Raw genomic sequence first — 16,940 nt, forward strand, 5'->3', positions numbered from 1 at the left:
CGGCAGGAAACAGGGCTTCCCCTAGCCTAGCGCCCAGCCCGGCCGAGTATCTCCGACAGGGCTTCGACCACCAGATCGTGGTCGGCTTTCTGGGGCAACCCGGAGACCGTGACGGTGCCGACCGCCCCCGTGCCCCTTAGGTAGATCGGAAAGGCGCCGCCGTGGGCGGCGAACATGGACTGGTCGAACCAGGCGTTGTCCTCGATCCGTCCGCCGGCTGCCCGGGCGCGGAGGCCCACGAGCAGCGACGGGACCTCGTACCGCACGGCAGTGCGTTTCTTGGCGTTGATCCACCGTTCGTTGTCCGGGGTGGCGCCGTCCAGTGCCGCGTGGAAGAGGACCTGCTCGCCTTTGCTGATATCGATGGCGATTGGCAGTGAGCGTGTCCTGCCCAGCTCAACGAGGAGGAGCCCGAGGTCCAGGGCGTCGTCCTTGCTGAAGGACGCGAACTGGAGCGCGTCGATCTCAGACAGGATGCGGCCGATCAGCGCCGCCAGGGACCCCGGCGGTTGCGGCTCGCTCGAGTCCGGGTCATAGTCAGCGGAGGACCCTGATGTGGCTGGTGTAAGCGTCACAATAATCCAGCTTTCCGGTTGGTTGTCCGTCTGCCCTCCGGCGGCAGCCCGTGTCCGCGCCACTGCCGACTCTATCAAGCCCGGTGCTCACGGACACCGGCGCGGACGTGTTCCCTGCCGGCAGGGACCGGGCCGGCCGCCGGCTCCAGATTGTGACTGCCGGCCGCGGATTCCCGGACTGCCGGGTGTAAACTGGACACCGCCCACAAGGGTGATTTTAGATACGACAGGGGAGCGCCGCCGTCGGTCATCACCGGGGAGATCCGGGGAAGCCAAAGGTGGGCGCTGAGAGTGCGGACAGCCGCAGACCCTCGAACCTGATCCGGTTAGTACCGGCGCAAGGGAGTCGAGTTCTCAGAGTGCCCGGAGCGGCGGCGAAAGCCACAGCCGGCCGGGGCACTCTCCCCTCCTGTTCCTCAGGAGGACGACATGACTGATATTTTTGCAAACCAGACGCTCAACCGGCGCGGCTACAACTGGCGTGTGGTCGACATCGTCGTGGCTGCGCTGATCGCCGTTGCCGGCGGCGTTATCTTCTGGGCTTGGGATCAGGGCGCCAACCTGGTCTCGGCACCTGTTAATGCGCTCTACCCGCCGCTGTCCGGCCTCTACGCAGGCGGCTGGATGATTCCGGCCATCCTGGGCATGCTCATTGTCCGCAAGCCGGGGGCGGCGTTGTTCTGCGAAACCGTCGCCGCTACGGGCGAGCTGATCATGGGCTCGCAGTACGGCACGACGGTGCTGATTTCCGGTGTCCTGCAGGGCCTCGGTGCGGAACTGGTGTTCGCCGCGTTCCTGTACAAGAGGTTCAACCTGCCGGTGTCCCTGCTGGCAGGGGCCGGCGCGGGCCTGTTCTGCGGCCTGAACGACTCCTTCCTGCCCTGGGGCTGGAACATCGCCTACGAGCCCGGGGACAAGCTCGCCTACATCATCTTCACGGCAGTCTCCGGCGCAGTAATCGCCGGAGCCCTGGCCTGGCTCGCCACCCGCGGCCTGGCCAGGACCGGGGTCCTGGGCTCCTTCGCGTCCCGCAAGGCCGCCACAGAGCCCGTCTCTTCCTGACGTCCGCGCGCCGCACATGACACCTTCCAACACGGTCCGCCCGGCAGCGGTCACGGCCCGCGGCTGGGGCTGGCGGCACGCCGGCCGGCCCCGGCCCGCGGTCAACGGACTGGACCTGGACATCCGGCCCGGGGAGCGGGTGCTGCTGCTGGGCCCTTCCGGCGCCGGCAAATCCACGCTGCTCCACGCCCTGGCGGGCGTGCTCGGCGACAGTTCCGCCGGCGCCGCGGGCGGAGCCGGTTCGCCGGGCCTGCCCGCGGACGCGGAGGATTCCGACGAGACAGGGAGCCTCCTGATCGACGGCTGCCCGCCACGCGCGCAGCGCGGTCGGGCCGGGCTCATGCAGCAGGACCCGGAAACCCAAGTGGTGCTCTCGCGCCTCGGCGACGACGTCGCCTTCGGGGCGGAGAACCTTTCCGTGCCGCCGGAGAAAATCTGGCGGCGTGTGCAGGAAGCGCTCGACGACGTCGGGCTGGGCCGGCTGCCGCTGGACCACCCGACGTCGGCCCTCTCCGGCGGGCAGAAGCAGCGACTGGCGCTTGCCGGCATCCTGGCGATGCGTCCCGGGCTGCTCCTTCTCGACGAACCCACCGCCAACCTGGACCCTGCCGGCGTCCTGGAGGTCCGCGACGCCGTGGGCCGCAGCCTGGACAAGACCGGCGCCACCCTGGTTGTGGTGGAACACCGCGTGGCCGTGTGGAAAGACCTCGTGGACCGGATCGTGGTGCTGCAGCCGGGGTCGGCCACGGAATCCGCCGTGCTGATTGACGGGCCCCCCGACCAGGTCCTGGAGCAGGCGCGGGACATGCTCATTGCTGCGGGCGTCTGGGTGCCGGGGCATGTGCCAACGACCCGGGCCCGTTCAGCGGGGGGTACGGCGGGGACAGCCGGGACCCTCGGGACGGCCGGGGCATCCGGGGTGGCGGCCGGAGCGCTGCTGCTCGCCGCGGAAGACCTGGCGGTGTCCCGTGAGCGGCCGCGCCGGGCGGGCCGACGCGGGGGGTTCCGGACCATTCCGCCGCATCCCGTGCAGTCCGGCATCACAGCGCGGGTCCGTGCGGGGGAGGCCCTGACGATCACCGGACCCAACGGTTCGGGGAAGTCGACCTTTGCCCTAACCCTGGCCGGTCTCCTGCAGCCTGTCTCCGGGGCGGTCTCCGCAACTATGGAGCTCAGCGCCGGCGCCGGAATCGACCCGTACCGGTGGAAGGCCCAGCAGCTGATCGCCAGGATCGGGACCGTCTTCCAGGAACCCGAGCACCAGTTCGTCACAGGCCGCGTGCTTGACGAGCTGATGTTCGGGCCCAGGCACCTCGGCTATGGCGAGGAGCGTGTGGACGAGCTGCTCGAGCGGCTGCGGCTTACGGAGCTGGTGGACGCCAACCCCTACACGCTCTCCGGCGGTGAAAAGCGGCGGCTCTCGGTGGCCACCGTGCTCGCCGCCCACCCTCGGGTGCTGGTGCTCGACGAACCCACGTTCGGTCAGGATGCAAACACCTGGGCCGAGCTCGCCTCGTTCCTTTCCGAGCTCCTCGAGGCCGGCACTGCCGTCGTCTCCGTCACGCACGATCAGGAATTTACCGCCGTCCTCGGCGGCGCCGAACTCAGCCTCAACGCACCGGGGCTGGAAGTGGCGGCGCCATGAGGCAAGTCCTGAGCCTGCGCGGCAACCGTTCCCTGCTGACCCGGGCCAATCCGCTGGCCAAGTTCGCCGCCGTCGTCATGATCACCCTGGTGCTGGCATTGTCGATCGACTGGGTCTCGGCGTCCGTGGCGCTTGCCTTCGAACTGATGCTTGTCCCCCTGGCCGGACTGACCGTTCCCCTCCTCTGGCAGCGGGGCTGGCCCCTGACGCTCGCCGCGGCGCTGGGCGGCTGGAGCACCGCCATCCTCGCGCCGGACACCGGACCCATACTGTTCGATGCCGGCATCTGGTCCATCAGCGCCGGATCCCTGCAGCTGGGCCTCGGCTTCATGCTCCGCGGACTCGCCATCGCGCTGCCCGCGGTGCTGCTGATGAGCTGCACCGACCCCACGGACCTGGCGGACGCCCTGGCGCAGAACGCGAAGCTTCCGCACCGCTTCGTCCTGGGCACCCTGGCGGCCATGCGCCTCGTGGGGCTCATGGCCGAGGAATGGCAGACCATCGGCATGGCCCGGCGTGCCCGCGGCGTGGGCTCGCGCGGCAACCCGTATCAACGGCTCCGTGCGACTTTGGGGCAGAGTTTCGGGCTGATGGTGCAGGCCATCCGGCGCGCTTCCCGGCTCGCCGTCACCATGGAAGCCCGGGGCTTCGGCGGCGCTGCACGGACCTGGGCGAGGGCCTCGACGTTCAGCGGCCTCGACATCTGGGTTCTGCTGGGCGGTCTGGGCATCGCCGCGGCCGCCGCGGCGGCAGCGCTCGGGGCCGGCACCTGGAACCTCGTCTTCCTCACCCGGCAATAACAGATTCCGACGCCGGAACGGCGCAGTGCCCGAGTCCCGCACCGGAGGCGACCCTGCGGTCCGCCGCGGGCGCCGCCCCGGTTATCGCACAGCGCGGGTAACGGTGTGAGATTAACGCCATTCCGGGCGTGATTGCCGGGGCGGATAACTCATCCGTGATATTTTTCTGGAATGACTCAACAGACTGCTGAATACGTAGGCGTCCTTCTCCGCGATGCCCGCGGGGAGAAGGGCTGGACGCAGGGACAGCTGGCCGCCGAACTGGGCACCAGCCAAAGCGCGATCGCCCGGATGGAGCAGGGCAAGCAGAACCTGAGCCTGAAGATGATCCAGCGGCTGGAGACCATCGTCGGCCGGACGATCGTCAAAGTGGGCCGGCCGCAGATGACCCACCTCCGGGTTGAGGGCGGCCGCACCCTCTCCGGCGCCGTGGACGTCAACAGCAGCAAGAACGCCGGCGTGGCCCTGCTCTGCGCCAGCCTCATCAACCGCGGCACCACCACCCTTCGCCGCCTGGCCAGGATCGAAGAGGTCAACCGGATCGTCGAGGTCCTGACCAGCATCGGCGTCGAATGCACCTGGCTCAACGCGAACGATCTCCAGATCCGCCGGCCCGCGGTCCTGGACCTCGCGTCCATGGACGTCGAGGCCGCCCGCCGGACCCGCAGCGTCATCATGCTGCTGGGCCCCCTGCTGGACGAATCCGGCGAATACCGGCTGCCCTACGCTGGCGGCTGCGACCTCGGCACCCGCACGGTGCAGCCGCACATGCAGGCGCTGCGCCAGTTCGGCCTCAGCGTCGAGGCGAAGTCCGGGTTCTACGCCGTGCAGGCGCCGCCGTCGGACGGCGACGACCGGTCCTTCGTGCTGAGCGAACGCGGTGACACCGTCACCGAAAACGCCATCATGGCAGCCGCGCACCGCCGGGGCACCACGATCATCCGCAACGCCAGCCCCAACTACATGGTGCAGGACCTGTGCTTCTACCTGCAGATGCTCGGCGTGGCGATCGACGGCGTCGGCACCACGACACTGAAGATCACCGGCCGCCCGTCTGTGGACGTGGATATCGAATACTTCCCGTCCGAGGACCCGATCGAGGCGATGAGCCTCATCACCGCCGGCATCGTGACGAACTCGGAAGTCACCATCCGCCGCGTCCCGATCGAGTTCATGGAAATCGAGCTCGCCACGCTGGAACAGATGGGCCAGCGGCTTGAAATCTCCGGCGAGTATGTGGCCCGCAACGGCCGGACCCGGCTGGTCGACGTCACCACCAAACCCTCGGAGCTGCGCGCGCCGGAAGACAAGATCCACCCCATGCCGTTCCCCGGCCTGAACATCGACAACCTGCCGTTCTTCGCCGTCATTGCTGCCAACGCCCAGGGACAGACCATGATCCATGACTGGGTCTACGAGAACCGGGCGATCTACCTGACCGAACTGAACAAGCTGGGCGCCCAGGTGCAGCTGCTTGACCCACACCGGATCTACGTCAACGGGCCCACCAAGTGGCGTGCGGCCGAGGTGGGCTGCCCGCCTGCCCTCCGTCCGGCCGCCTGCCTGCTGCTGGCCATGCTTGCCGCCCGCGGAGTCTCGGAACTGCGCAACATCTACGTCATTGAACGCGGCTACGAGGACCTGGCCGAGCGCCTCAACACCATCGGCGCGAAGATCGAGTACTTCCAGGACTGATTCCCCGGCTCGTCCCGGCCTGAGCCGCGCGGTCACCCCCGCCCATCCGGGGCCCCGGGACGGGCGCGGAGTGGCGCCGCGTTGTGGCGCGGGCCCTGTCCTCCCGCGCACAATAGATGCATGCGCACTTTCGGCGTTGAGGAAGAGCTCCTGATTGTCGACCCGGGGACGGGCTCCCCGCTTGCCCTGGCTGACGCCCTCATGGCCCGCCTGAATCCCCGGGACATCGTGTGCCACGACGACGCCGGATTCAGTTACGAGCTCAAGCTCGAACAGATCGAAACCCAGACCGTGCCGTGCCTGGATCATGCACGGCTGCTGGCGGAAATCCGGCAGGGCAGGACCGCCGCGGACCAGGCCGCCCGGATGCACGGCGCCCGCGTGGCGGCCCTGGCCACGTCCCCGCTTGCCCCGGAGACCCACACCACGCCCAAGCCGCGGTACGCCACCATGGAGCAACGGTACGGCGTCACTGTCCGCGACCAGCTGACGTGCGGCCTCCACGTCCACACCTTCGTTGAGTCCCCCGAAGAGGGGGTCGCGGTCATGGACAGGATCCGCGACAAGCTGGCCGTGCTGATAGCCCTCAGCGCCAACTCGCCCTTCTGGAATGGCGCGGAGACAGGATTCGAAAGCTACCGCACGCAGGCCTGGAACCGGTGGCCGGCTGCGGGCCCGTCGATGATCTTTGGCAGCCTGGCCGTCTACCGGCGCGTGGTCCGCAGACTGCTGGAAAGCGGCGTGCTCTTCGACGAAGGCATGATCTACTTCGACGCCCGGCTGTGCCGGCACCATCCCACCGTGGAAATCAGGGTGGCCGACGTGTGCCTCGGGGCCGAGGACACGGCACTGATCGCGGTCCTGGTGCGCGCGCTCGTGGAATCGGCAAGCCGGGAGTGGAACGACGGCGTCGAGCCCGCCCCCGTGCCCACCGTTCTCCTGCGGATGGCCGCCTGGCAGGCGAGCAACTGCGGTGTGGCCGGGCAGCTGCTGGATTTCGGCAGCTTCCGGCCCGCCCCTGCCCGGGAGGTCGTCGAAGCGCTCGTGGACTACGTGGCCCCGGTGCTGGCAGAGCAGGGCGAACTCCCCCTGGTACGCGCGGGCGTGAAGCGGATCCTCGAGCAGGGCACCGGTTCCCAGGCACAGCGCCGCCAGTTCAGCGATGCCGGGCTGGCCGGCGTCGTTGCCCACGCGGTCAACGTGACAACGCAGCAGGGCATTGGGAAGGCAGTTCCGGCTAGATCTGCTTGAGCGCCTGCCCGAGGTCGCGGATGAGGTCCTCGACGTCTTCCAGGCCCACGGACAGCCGCACTACGCCGTCACTCAGTCCGATCGACGCCCGGCCTTCCGGGCCCATGGCGCGGTGGGTCGTCGTCGCCGGGTGCGTGATGAGGGACTTCGAATCACCCAGGTTGTTGGAGATGTCGATGATCCGCAGCGCATCCAGGAGGGCGAAGGCTGCCTCTTTCGCGGAGCGCCCTGGCGAGGGGCAAAGCTCCAGCGTGAGCACGGTGCCGCCGGCCTTCATCTGCTTCGCGGCGAGCTCGTACTGCGGGTGGGACTGCAGCAGCGGATACTTGACCCAACTGACGGCGGGCTGCTCTTCCAGCCATTGGGCCAGGCGCAGCGCCGACGCCGAGGAGTGGTTGACGCGCAGCGCCATGGTTTCCAGGCCCTTGGCCAGGACCCAGGCGTTGAAGGCGGACAGTGCCGGACCGGTGTGCCGCATGAGCTGCTTGACGGGCCCGTCCACGAACTCCTTGGTTCCCAGGATGGCACCGCCCAGGACCCGGCCCTGCCCGTCAATGTGCTTGGTGCCGGAGTAGACGATCACGTCCGCGCCGAGGTCTCCGCAGCGCTGCAGGAGGGGAGTGGCGAAGACGTTGTCGACGACGACGGTGGCTCCCGCGGCGTGCGCGAGTTCGCTCACCGCGGCGATGTCGACGATTTCCTGCATCGGGTTCGACGGCGACTCGAAGAAGACCGCCGTCGTCGGCTTGGACAACGCGGTCCGCCACTGGTCCAGGTCCGGGCCGTCGACGAAGACCGTCTCCACGCCCCAGCGGGGCAGGATCTCGTTGAGGATCACGAAGCAGGAGCCGAAGAGCGAGCGGGCCGCGACCACACGGTCACCGGCCCCGAGCAGCGCGCCGAGAGCGGTGAAGACGGCTGACATGCCCGATGCCGTGGCGAAGCATGCCTCGGTGCCTTCGAGCAGCCGGAGCCGTTCCTGGAAGGTCGCGACCGAGGGGTTGCCGTAGCGGGAGTAGACGAAGCGGTCGTCCTCGCCGGTGAATGCGCGCTCGGCGGCGGCGGCGGATTCGTAGACAAATCCGGAGTTCAGGAAGATCGGTTCGGTGGTTTCCTGGAAGCCGGTGCGGTCAAGGCCGCCGCGGACAGCCTGGGTGTCGGGGCTCCAGCCGGCGGCGTCGGGGTTGAAAGTCACTTATTTCTTTCCAATGCTGGTGGGCAGGCCGCGGTTCTTCCAGCCGTTGACGGTCCGGTCGCCGTAGCGGTCCGGTTCGCCTTCGAAGCCTTCGAGGACGTTGTACGAGGTGTACCCGGCCTGCGTGGCTGCGGTCGCGGCAGCGATGGAGCGGGCCCCGGAGCGGCAGAGGAACACGAGTTCGACGGCGGTGTCCTCCGGCACCCGCGCCTTCAGTTCGGCGATGAACCGCGAATTGGGGATGCCGCCGGCAAGGTTCCACTGGATGAACAGGGTGCCGTTTGGCTGTTCGGTCGCGGTCGCGGCCGCGGTTTCCGGGATGCCGATGTGGGCCCATTCGGCCTCCGTGCGGACGTCCACCAGGATGGCGCCGTCCTGCAGCTTGGCCCAGGCCTCCTGCGGACTAAGGTCTCCGGCGTAGCTCATGCGTGGCCCTCGAAGGCGTCTTCCGAGCCGAAACCGTCGCTCTCCAGATCATCCACAGCGCTGGCGACGGCGGCGTCCGCGCTGGCGATGGCGGCCGGCAGGACGACGGCCTGCGCCACGATCACGGTACTGCCGTTGAAGGTGGCGGAGGCGCTTCCATGCAGGACGTAGCCGTCGGCCAGTGCGGCCGAGACACGCTCGCAGAAGGCGCGGTCATCGGGGCCGGTGAACAGCCGGTAGGCCAGTTTTTCCTCCGCGGCCGTTTCGGGTGCGGCGGGAGGTGCCGCTGGGGTGGACGCGTCAGGCATGACGGATCTCCTTCTTTCACGCTTGCAGATCGAATGGTCGATGATGCCGAGTCTTCACCTGAGGCACCCCGCCGTGGGAGGAGGGTTGCCGACCGGCCAGTCAGGGCTTGACGCCGGTTCTCATTACTCCCCAAAAACGTAACACTTACTTCTCCGGCCCGCACCGCCGCCGTCGTCATGTTAAGTAACCGGCCCGCCCGCGGCGCTCAGTGTCCCTGGACGGTTCGGGGCCCGGCGGTCAAAGACAAGGCGCCGTAGTGCCACAAGAGAGGTATTACCTGTGCGGGATTCCGGTTCCGGCCCGACAGTTCGAGTGGTGCCTACTCGGGCGTTCCCCCGGGCCGCTCGCATTTACTGGGAGTGCACGTTCGGTTAGCTCCCGTCCGCCCGCTCAGCACCGAAATGGAGAAACTCTGATGCCCCGCATCCTCGTCACCGGCATCGGCGGGCCCGCGGGCCGCGCCGTCGCCGCCCAGCTCAGGGCCCGGGGCTTTCCGGTCCTCGGCACAGACTTCCGTGACCTTCCCGCCGAGGCCGGCCTCACCGTCGTGGCGGTCCCTCCCGCCACCGATCCGGAAAGGATTTCGGCGCTGCGCCGGCTCATTGCCAGCGAGAAGATCGACCTGGTGATCCCGACGCTCAGCGAGGAACTTCCGCATATCGCGGCAGCCCGTGCCGGGTTCGGGGCGGACGTGCGCGTCATCATCGGGGACCCCGGCCCGGTGGCCCTCGCCAACGACAAGCTCTTCACCGCGTGGCAACTCCGGCAGGGAGGCGTCCCCGTCCCCCGCTTCGGCGTCCCCGGTGATTTCGCCGACGCAGGCGCCGCGATGGCCGCGCTCGGCGGCCCTGTCGTGATCAGGCCGCGGGTCTGCCGCGGCGGGCGCGGGGTGATCGTCGTCGACGGCACCACCGGCGTGGATTGGGCCAGCCTTCCGGAAGGGCAGATTGTCCAGGAGTTCATCCCTGGCGCCGAGTACGGGCCCATGGTCTTCGGCACGCCCGCGCACAACAGCACGGCGCCGTTCGCCATCGTCGTCGAAAAGACCGAACTGGCCCACGGCAACGCGGTGTCCGCCCGCCGTTTGGGAACGGGAGAGTCCATGGATGTGGGCAATGTGGCGATGGCTGCCGTCCGGGCTCTCGGTCTGGCCGGCCCGGTCGATGTCGATGTCCGACGACGCGGGGACGGGACCCCGGTGGTGCTTGCGGTGACCGCCCGCTTCGGCGCGAACAGCGAAGCTGCTCCCGAACTCCTCGATGCCGTCCTGGCGTCGTTCACGCTTCCCTCTTTCAACCCGGCATCGTTCCGGCCAGGCGCGGGAGCCTACGCCAGTGTCCTGGTTTGAACCAGCCGTCCCGGGGGCATTGTTCCTGCTTTTGCTCCTCGGCTTGCCGATCCTCGTGTTCGGTCTCGTGAAGCTCCTGATCCTGCCGTTGGCGGTCTGGTTCGAAGTCCGGGCCTCCCGTCGGCGGCGCCGCGGTGTGCCAACTCTCCTGGATGAGTGGCCCAGCGTCTCGATCATTGTCCCGGCCTACAACGAGGCAAGAGTCATTGAGGACTGCGTTCGGTCCATCCAGCTCACCCGGTACGACCGGTACGACGTCATCCTCGTGGACGACGGTTCCACCGACAACACCGCCGGGCTGATGCAACGCCTCGCGGCAGCCGATCCGCGGATCACCGTCCTGACGCAGGCCAACGCCGGCAAGGGGGCCGCCCTTAACCTGGGCATCCGCAACGCCACCGGCGACGTCCTCATGTTCGCTGATGCGGACGGGATCTTCTCCGCCCGCACGGTCCTCCGGATGCTCCGGGGCTTCGAGGACAAGCGCACCGGCGCTGTCTGCGGCGACGACAGGGCGGTGAATCTGAACCGGGTGCAAACCCGGGTTCCGGCCTTCACCAGCCACATCGAAATCGGCATGGTCCGGCGCGCGCTGGCGCTGATCGGCGGCCTTCCCGTCGTCTCCGGCCACATCGGGGCGTTCCGCCGCGCGGTCATCGAGGACATCGGGCCGTTACGGGAAGACATGGTGGGGGAGGACCTGGAACTGACCTGGAGGGTGCACAAGGCCGGCTACCGGGTGGTCTTCGCCCCGCGTGCCCTCGTCTATGCGGAGTCGCCGTTGACCATCGGCGCACTCTGGCGGCACCGTGTCCGGCGGGCCCGTGGCCTGCTGCAAACCATGGGTGCCCACACGGGGATGATCGGCAACCCCCGCCACGGCCGGTTCGGGACGTACCTGCTGTTCACTGCCGTGACGATGGTGGTCTTCCCGGTTGCCCAGCTCCTGGCTCTTCCCTATCTGGCGTTCCTGCTCGCCCTCGGCCGCAGTCCGCTGGAGGCCGAGGTGTGGGGTTTCCTTGGCTGGACCGGGCTCTTCGTCACAGTCGTCCTCTCCGTGTTTGCGCTGGGCATGAACCGGGCGCGGAATTACCTGCGTCACGTATGGGCGCTCCCGCTCATTCCGTGCTACCCGGTGTTCACGGGCCTGACGATGGTCGCAGCGCTGGCCCAGGAACTCCGCGGCAAGGAAGCGCTGTGGAACAAGCTGGCCCGCAACGGCGCCGTCAGCGTCGAGGGTCTGGCACGGTTGCAGCGACCACTGGATACCGGGACTGGGGATGGGCGCCTTAAATGACTGCCCCGCGTTGCTTAGGGGTGGGGCGGGGGTGGATGCCGGCGTTATTGGACCGTGGCGAAGAGCGCGTCGAGCTCCGCCGTCAGCTGCCTGCGCAGCGCCGGGGTGCCGATTTCCTGGCCGTCGATGTGATTGACGGGCGCCAGGAGCCGGATGCTTGAGATCAGCCACACGGCGTCGGCGTCCATCAGGTCCTTGGGTTCCAGGGGTCCGTAGCCCAGTTCCCAGCCGGCTGCCTTGGCTGCAGTGAACAAGGCACCCTGGGACGTTCCCGGCAGGATGCCGCTGTCCAGCTGGGGTGTGATGAGCCTCCGGACCGTGCGGACGCCGCCGGCGCCGTCGTCGGAGGATTCCAGATGCGCCAGCAGCACGGTCGACGTCGGGCCCTCCAGGACCCGTCCGTCCGAGGAGGTGAAGATGACGTCGTCGGCGCCGTGCTTGTGGGCGTATCGCAGGGCCGCCATGTTCACGGCATAGGAGAGCGTCTTGGCGCCGAGCAGGAGCCACGGGGCGCGCTCGCCGATGTCGCTGTCGTAGCCGCGGTCCAGCAGGATCACGTCGATCCCGGTCTCCCGCTGGCGCCTGCCGGCAGCCGGGGGCGGGGATGCCTGGACCCAGCAGGTGGGAGCCGACGCGCCCTCGACCCCGCGGCTGGCCAGCAGCTTCACGACGACTTCATCCGTGCCCGCTTCTGTGTTCGCGTCCATGCCGACGACGTCGGCCGTGGCGGAATCGTACTGGTTCCGGTACTCGCGGATCGCGGTGTCGATCGCGCGCCGCCATGCGTCCTCGGCCGGAATGTCCAGGTCCAGGAGTCGGGCCGAGCCGGCCAGGCGGTTCAGGTGGGCCTGGATCTTGCGGGGATGGCCGCCGACGGCCAGCAGGGACTCGAACACGCCGTCGCCGCGGGTAGCACCTTGGTCCGTGGCCATCAGCTGTGGCATGGAGGCGTCGACAATGCGGCCGTTCCCGAACTCGGAATCCAGGAAGACCAGCACCGTGGCGGGCACGGGAACAGCGGCAGGAGAAGTCATGGCTACAGCTTAGTGCGGCAGATGCCGGGATAGGATTTGCAGGTTGCCCGTTCCGGAACTGTTCCGCGGGTCTGTAGCTTTGAGGGGTTCGCCTGTGCTGTGGCCGTTTCCGCTGACCGGGATATTCCCGTCCTGGGTGATTCTGATCCTGACCCTGATCGACCTCGTCATCCGTGTGCTGGCACTGGGCATAATCCCCGGCAACCGCCGGCCCACCACCGCCATGGCCTGGCTCCTGGGGATCTTCTTCGTGCCGTCCGTGGGCCTGGTGCTGTTCCTGCTCTTCGGAAATTTCCGCCTCTCGCGCAAGCGCAGGGCCCAGCAGGACGCCGTGAACAAGCGGGTCCGCGCAGGCACGTCCCAGCTGTCCGCCGTCGAAAGCGACTATGACGGACCCGAGTGGGTGGGCTCCGCTGCCGAACTGAACAAGACCCTCGGTTCCCTGCCGATGGTGGACGGCAACAGCGTGGAGCTGCTGCCGGGCTATCCGGATTCCGTCAAGGCGATGGCCGCGGCTGTCCGCGAAGCCAAGACCTTCGTCAACGCCGAGTTCTACATCATGAGCACGGACCACATCACGAATGACCTGTTTACTGCCCTCGAGGACGCTGCCGAGCGCGGCGTGGAAGTCCGGATCCTGTTCGACCACCTCGGCACGCTGCGCATCAAGGGTTACCGCAAACTCATTGCCCGGCTCAAGGCCAGCAAGATCCGCTGGCGGCCCATGCTGCCGCTGAACCCCGTCCACGGACAGTGGCGCCGGCCGGACCTGCGCAACCACCGCAAGATCATGGTGATCGACGGCGAGGTTGCCTTCACCGGCTCGCAGAACCTGATCGAACCGTCCTACAACAACCCCAGGCACCGCAAGGTGGGCCGGGAATGGGTGGAGCTCATGGCCTGCCTGCGCGGGCCGATCGTCACCACGCTCAACGTCGTCTTCGCGACCGACTGGCTTAGCGAAACCGACGAATCCCTCGAGGACCAGCTGGCGCACCGGCCAGAGTCCCACGCCGGCAACGTCACCGCCCAGGTTGTGCCCAGCGGTCCCGGCTTCATCACCGAGAACAACCTGCGGCTCTTCAACACGCTGATCTATTCGGCACAGCACAAGATCTCGATCTGCAGCCCGTATTTCGTCCCGGACGACTCCCTGCTTTACGCCGTGACGACGGCAGCGCAACGGGGCGTCGACGTCGAACTCTTCGTCTCGGAGAAGGGCGACCAGTTCCTGGTCCACCACGCGCAGCAGTCCTATTACGAGGCGCTGCTTGAGGCCGGGGTGCGGATCTACCTCTACAAGGCGCCGTTCGTCCTGCACGCCAAGCACTTCACGATCGACGACGAGGTTGCCGTGCTGGGTTCGAGCAACATGGACATGCGGTCCTTCTCGCTGAACCTGGAGGTCTCCGTCATGCTGCTGGGCGAGGACATCGTGAAGAGGATCCGGTCTGTGGAGAACACCTACCGCGACATCTCGCATGAACTCGTGCTCGCGGACTGGACGAAGCGGCCAATGCGGATCAAGTACGTGGACAATGTCGCGAGACTCACGGCCACGCTGCAGTAACCCCGGCGCAGCGGCCGGGTCCTAAGGTACGGCCTCAGCCTTGAGGGAAGTCGGCGCCGAGCGCTGAGAGGATGCCGAAGGCCTTGGTCCGGACCTCCTCGTACTCCTCTTCAGGGGATGAGTCTGCCGTGATGGCGCCCCCGACGCCGAGGCTCAGCGCCGCCGTGGTGCCCTCCTCGGCGTTGATCACCAGGGTCCTGATTGCGACGGCGAGGTCGGTGGCTCCGCTGAGCGAGAAGTAGCCGATCGCCCCCGAGTACACGCCGCGGGGTGCGGCTTCGAGCCGGTCCAGGATGGCCATGGTGCTGACCTTCGGGGCGCCCGTCATGGACCCGGCGGGGAAGCAGGCAGCGACGGCCTCGGCGCGCGGCAGGCCCGGCCGCAGCCGGGCATCGATGGTGCTGACCATCTGATGGACGCTCGCGTAGCTTTCGATCGCGCAGAGCCGGCTCACGGCCACAGAACCCGGCACGGCGAAGTGGCTGAGGTCATTGCGGAGCAGGTCAACGATCATGATGTTCTCCGCGCGGTCCTTGGGCGAAGACTCGAGTTCCTGCCGGAGCGCGGCGTCCCTGCCGGGCTCCGCGTCCCGGCCCCGGGTGCCCTTGATCGGCTCGGCCCGCATCGCGCCGTCAGCCCCGATCCGCAGGAAGCGCTCCGGAGAGGTGCTTGCCACGGTGAGGTCCCCGAATTTCAGGTAGCTGGCAAAAGGGGCCGGATTCCGCCGCCGGAGCGCCAGGTACGTCTGCCACGGGTCCAGGCCGCCCGGGCCGGCCGGGCCGGACACCGTCGGGGCCGTCAGCGGGACTGCCGCGGACAGCGCAGTGGTGAGGCAGACCTCGTAGGTGTTTCCCTCGGCAATCTCGCGCTGGGATTCGGCGATCTTGGCCTTGTAGCCGGCTTCCGTGTCCCGGGCGGTGAACTGAAGACCTGCACCGCCGGCCAGTACGACGCCGCTGCCCCGGCTGTCCGCCGTCTCCGCCAGGGGTGCTGGGCCCGCCGCGTTCGCTGCTGCTACCGCGGCGCCGGCGGCCTGGAGCCAATCGTCGGCGTCAGGCGTGTCCAGGGCCAGCAGCCAGGCAGTGCGCTCCACATGGTCCAGCACCACTGCGCGGCCGGCAAAAATCAGGCAGGCATCGGGCGTGAGGGCCGGGACGTCGCTGCCGCCCGTCTCACGTTTGAGCTCGTAGCCGAGATATCCCAGCCAGCCCAGGGCGAACTCGCAAGGGTAGCCCTCGGGGGTGCGGACGGCCCGGCGTCCCCAGACGCCGTCGAGCCAGCGGAAAAACCCTCCCTCAGTTGTCAGCGTGGAATTGCCGACGCTCACGCAGGTCTTGCCGGAACTGTGCCGGACCGCCTGGCCGAAGGCGCCGCCGTCGTCCGCCAGAACGCTGAAGCGGCTGCGCTCGGCGCCCGCGGGGGCGAGGCCGGCCACGTCCAAAGACGAGTCAAGCCACACGGCGTTGGCCGAGCGGCCGAAGAGCGCCTCGAACAACACGGCGGCATCCGGTGCGGCATTGATCCGCTCGGCCCGCAGCTGCAGCCCGCGGCGGGCCGCGAGCTCGGGCACGAGCGCGGGTGCCAGCGCGGGAAGATACTGGAGGGACTGCAGGACGTCCTCCGGGGCGGTGCCGTCCGCGAGGTTGAGCACGTGGACGTCGGCATGGGCCGGCACGTCATCGGCCGCCAGCCACTCCCGCTCCTGCGCCGCCCACTGCTCCCAGTACGGTTCGTAGGTGGCACCATCCCGCGCCATCGCCCGGGTGCGCCGGTCGGGGTCAGGCGACTCGGCCCAGATCACGGCGTCCAGCAGGGGCCGGGCTGCCTCGGCGGCTGCTCCGACGCCTTCCACGAGGACTATCTCGGCCGGCCGGGTGATGCGGGTTTCGCCGTCGTAGTGCTTGTCCCAGTCCCAGCTGACCCATTCCGCGGGTTCCCCGCGCCGTAGCGGCGAAAGGACCGTGGAGACGTAGCGCTCGATGCCCGCGGCGAGTCCGTTCCAGCCGGGATAGATGTCCTCAAGGTGGAAGAGGGAGACTTTGTGGTGTTCCCGGAGCCGCGCCGCCAGTTCGATGGCTAGGGTGGTCTTACCTGTTCCGGACCGCCCGTCGATGGCGATGATGACAGGTGCGGGGCTCATGAAATAGAGCGTACCCGCTGCCCTGCGTCACCGTGGTGTTGGCGGCCTGTCTGCTCCAAGTGCGCGCGGACATGCTGCACGATCCCGGGAATCGACGACCGGATGAGGTTCCAGGTGGTCTCGAAGTCGGTGTGGCCGCCGTACCAGGGATCCTCTATGCCCTGGTCCAGGGGGTCCTTGCCGGTAACGGCCGGATCGAAGCTGCGCAGCATCCGGATCTTCGCCAGGGACTCGCGGTCCGGCGCCGCCTGCCGCAACCAGCCATAGTGGTCCACATCCAGGGCCAGGATGAGCTCGCGGGCCAGGAACCATTCCGGCCGCCACGCGCGCGCCACGTGGCGGTCTGCGGGAAGGTTGTGGACCATGAGCTTGCGGGCGGCGCGGGGATCGATCGGACGGCCGGCCTCATAGGCGGTGGTGCCGGCCGAATCCACCACGACTTCCGCGAGGCCCTCGGTCCGGAATGCCTCCGCCAGCATCAGCTCGGCCATCGGAGACCGGCAGATGTTTCCGGTGCAGACCGCGATGATCCGGTACTGGCTCGACAGTGAGGTCATAGCTAAGCATGAAGGATGCGGATGCCTCTTGGCTAG

Annotated in this window: 15 protein-coding genes and 2 riboswitches; of the genes, 8 read left to right on the forward strand and 7 right to left on the reverse strand. The window is 68.3% G+C overall.

Annotated elements, in window-relative coordinates; all coding sequences use genetic code 11:
* Window positions 1-26 precede the first annotated feature (26 nt).
* A complete protein-coding gene (locus AC1DES_RS11940; protein WP_476895913.1) occupies window positions 27-575 on the reverse strand; it encodes a heme-degrading domain-containing protein in 549 nt (182 codons plus the stop codon).
* A gap of 218 nt (window positions 576-793) precedes the next feature.
* Window positions 794-937, forward strand: a riboswitch (TPP riboswitch).
* 67 nt (window positions 938-1,004) lie between these two features.
* Here AC1DES_RS11940 and AC1DES_RS11945 point away from each other — a divergent pair.
* From AC1DES_RS11945 to AC1DES_RS11965, 5 genes are all read left to right on the forward strand, one after another.
* Complete coding sequence (locus AC1DES_RS11945) at window positions 1,005-1,637, forward strand: ECF transporter S component (protein ID WP_476895914.1); 633 nt, start codon at window positions 1,005-1,007, stop codon at window positions 1,635-1,637.
* Between the two features lie 16 nt (window positions 1,638-1,653).
* A complete protein-coding gene (locus AC1DES_RS11950; protein WP_476895915.1) occupies window positions 1,654-3,282 on the forward strand; it encodes an ABC transporter ATP-binding protein in 1,629 nt (542 codons plus the stop codon).
* Window positions 3,279-4,082 carry an energy-coupling factor transporter transmembrane component T family protein gene (locus AC1DES_RS11955; protein ID WP_476895916.1) on the forward strand — a complete coding sequence of 268 codons (804 nt, stop codon included), beginning with the start codon at window positions 3,279-3,281 and terminating at the stop codon, window positions 4,080-4,082. The genes AC1DES_RS11950 and AC1DES_RS11955 overlap by 4 nt, the downstream gene beginning before the upstream one ends.
* A gap of 171 nt (window positions 4,083-4,253) precedes the next feature.
* The gene (locus tag AC1DES_RS11960; protein ID WP_476895917.1) at window positions 4,254-5,777 is read left to right on the forward strand and encodes a UDP-N-acetylglucosamine 1-carboxyvinyltransferase; all 1,524 of its coding nucleotides are present in this window, start codon (window positions 4,254-4,256) and stop codon (window positions 5,775-5,777) included.
* 120 nt (window positions 5,778-5,897) lie between these two features.
* On the forward strand, window positions 5,898-7,028 hold the full coding sequence (locus tag AC1DES_RS11965) for a glutamate--cysteine ligase 2 (RefSeq protein WP_476895918.1): 1,131 nt from the start codon (window positions 5,898-5,900) through the stop codon (window positions 7,026-7,028).
* Here AC1DES_RS11965 and AC1DES_RS11970 read toward each other — a convergent pair.
* From AC1DES_RS11970 to AC1DES_RS11980, 3 genes are read right to left on the reverse strand one after another with little or no spacing between them, the layout of a single operon-like run.
* On the reverse strand, window positions 7,015-8,223 hold the full coding sequence (locus tag AC1DES_RS11970) for an O-succinylhomoserine sulfhydrylase (protein WP_476895919.1): 1,209 nt from the start codon (window positions 8,221-8,223) through the stop codon (window positions 7,015-7,017). The two genes, AC1DES_RS11965 and AC1DES_RS11970, sit on opposite strands and share 14 nt — an antisense overlap.
* Window positions 8,224-8,649, reverse strand: a complete 426-nt coding sequence (locus AC1DES_RS11975) for a rhodanese-like domain-containing protein (protein WP_476895920.1) — start codon at window positions 8,647-8,649, stop codon at window positions 8,224-8,226.
* Window positions 8,646-8,957 (reverse strand): DUF1737 domain-containing protein, encoded by a 312-nt coding sequence (locus tag AC1DES_RS11980; RefSeq protein ID WP_476895921.1) that lies wholly within the window; start codon window positions 8,955-8,957, stop codon window positions 8,646-8,648. The genes AC1DES_RS11975 and AC1DES_RS11980 overlap by 4 nt, the downstream gene beginning before the upstream one ends.
* Before the next feature lie 13 nt (window positions 8,958-8,970).
* Window positions 8,971-9,085: riboswitch (SAM riboswitch) on the reverse strand.
* Between the two features lie 288 nt (window positions 9,086-9,373).
* On the opposite strand from AC1DES_RS11980, the gene AC1DES_RS11985 reads away from it, so the two are divergent.
* A complete protein-coding gene (locus AC1DES_RS11985; protein WP_476895922.1) occupies window positions 9,374-10,306 on the forward strand; it encodes an ATP-grasp domain-containing protein in 933 nt (310 codons plus the stop codon).
* Complete coding sequence (locus tag AC1DES_RS11990) at window positions 10,293-11,603, forward strand: glycosyltransferase family 2 protein (RefSeq protein WP_476895923.1); 1,311 nt, start codon at window positions 10,293-10,295, stop codon at window positions 11,601-11,603. Before AC1DES_RS11985 ends, AC1DES_RS11990 begins: the two co-directional genes overlap by 14 nt.
* Before the next feature lie 44 nt (window positions 11,604-11,647).
* Here AC1DES_RS11990 and AC1DES_RS11995 read toward each other — a convergent pair whose 3' ends face one another.
* The gene (locus tag AC1DES_RS11995; RefSeq protein WP_476895924.1) at window positions 11,648-12,637 is read right to left on the reverse strand and encodes an aminodeoxychorismate lyase; all 990 of its coding nucleotides are present in this window, start codon (window positions 12,635-12,637) and stop codon (window positions 11,648-11,650) included.
* Between the two features lie 94 nt (window positions 12,638-12,731).
* Here AC1DES_RS11995 and cls point away from each other — a divergent pair, with 94 nt between their 5' ends.
* Window positions 12,732-14,207: a cardiolipin synthase gene (gene cls / locus AC1DES_RS12000; RefSeq protein WP_476895925.1), complete on the forward strand. Its 1,476-nt coding sequence runs from the start codon at window positions 12,732-12,734 to the stop codon at window positions 14,205-14,207.
* A 34-nt stretch (window positions 14,208-14,241) separates the two neighbouring features.
* Here cls and AC1DES_RS12005 read toward each other — a convergent pair whose 3' ends face one another.
* Window positions 14,242-16,347, reverse strand: coding sequence for a chorismate-binding protein (locus tag AC1DES_RS12005; protein ID WP_476895926.1), 2,106 nt, complete (start codon window positions 16,345-16,347; stop codon window positions 14,242-14,244).
* Window positions 16,344-16,904 carry a low molecular weight protein-tyrosine-phosphatase gene (locus AC1DES_RS12010; protein WP_476895927.1) on the reverse strand — a complete coding sequence of 187 codons (561 nt, stop codon included), beginning with the start codon at window positions 16,902-16,904 and terminating at the stop codon, window positions 16,344-16,346. The genes AC1DES_RS12005 and AC1DES_RS12010 overlap by 4 nt, the downstream gene beginning before the upstream one ends.
* Window positions 16,905-16,940: the final 36 nt, after the last annotated feature.

The sequence above is a fragment of the Arthrobacter sp. 05T442 genome, assembly GCF_056395945.1.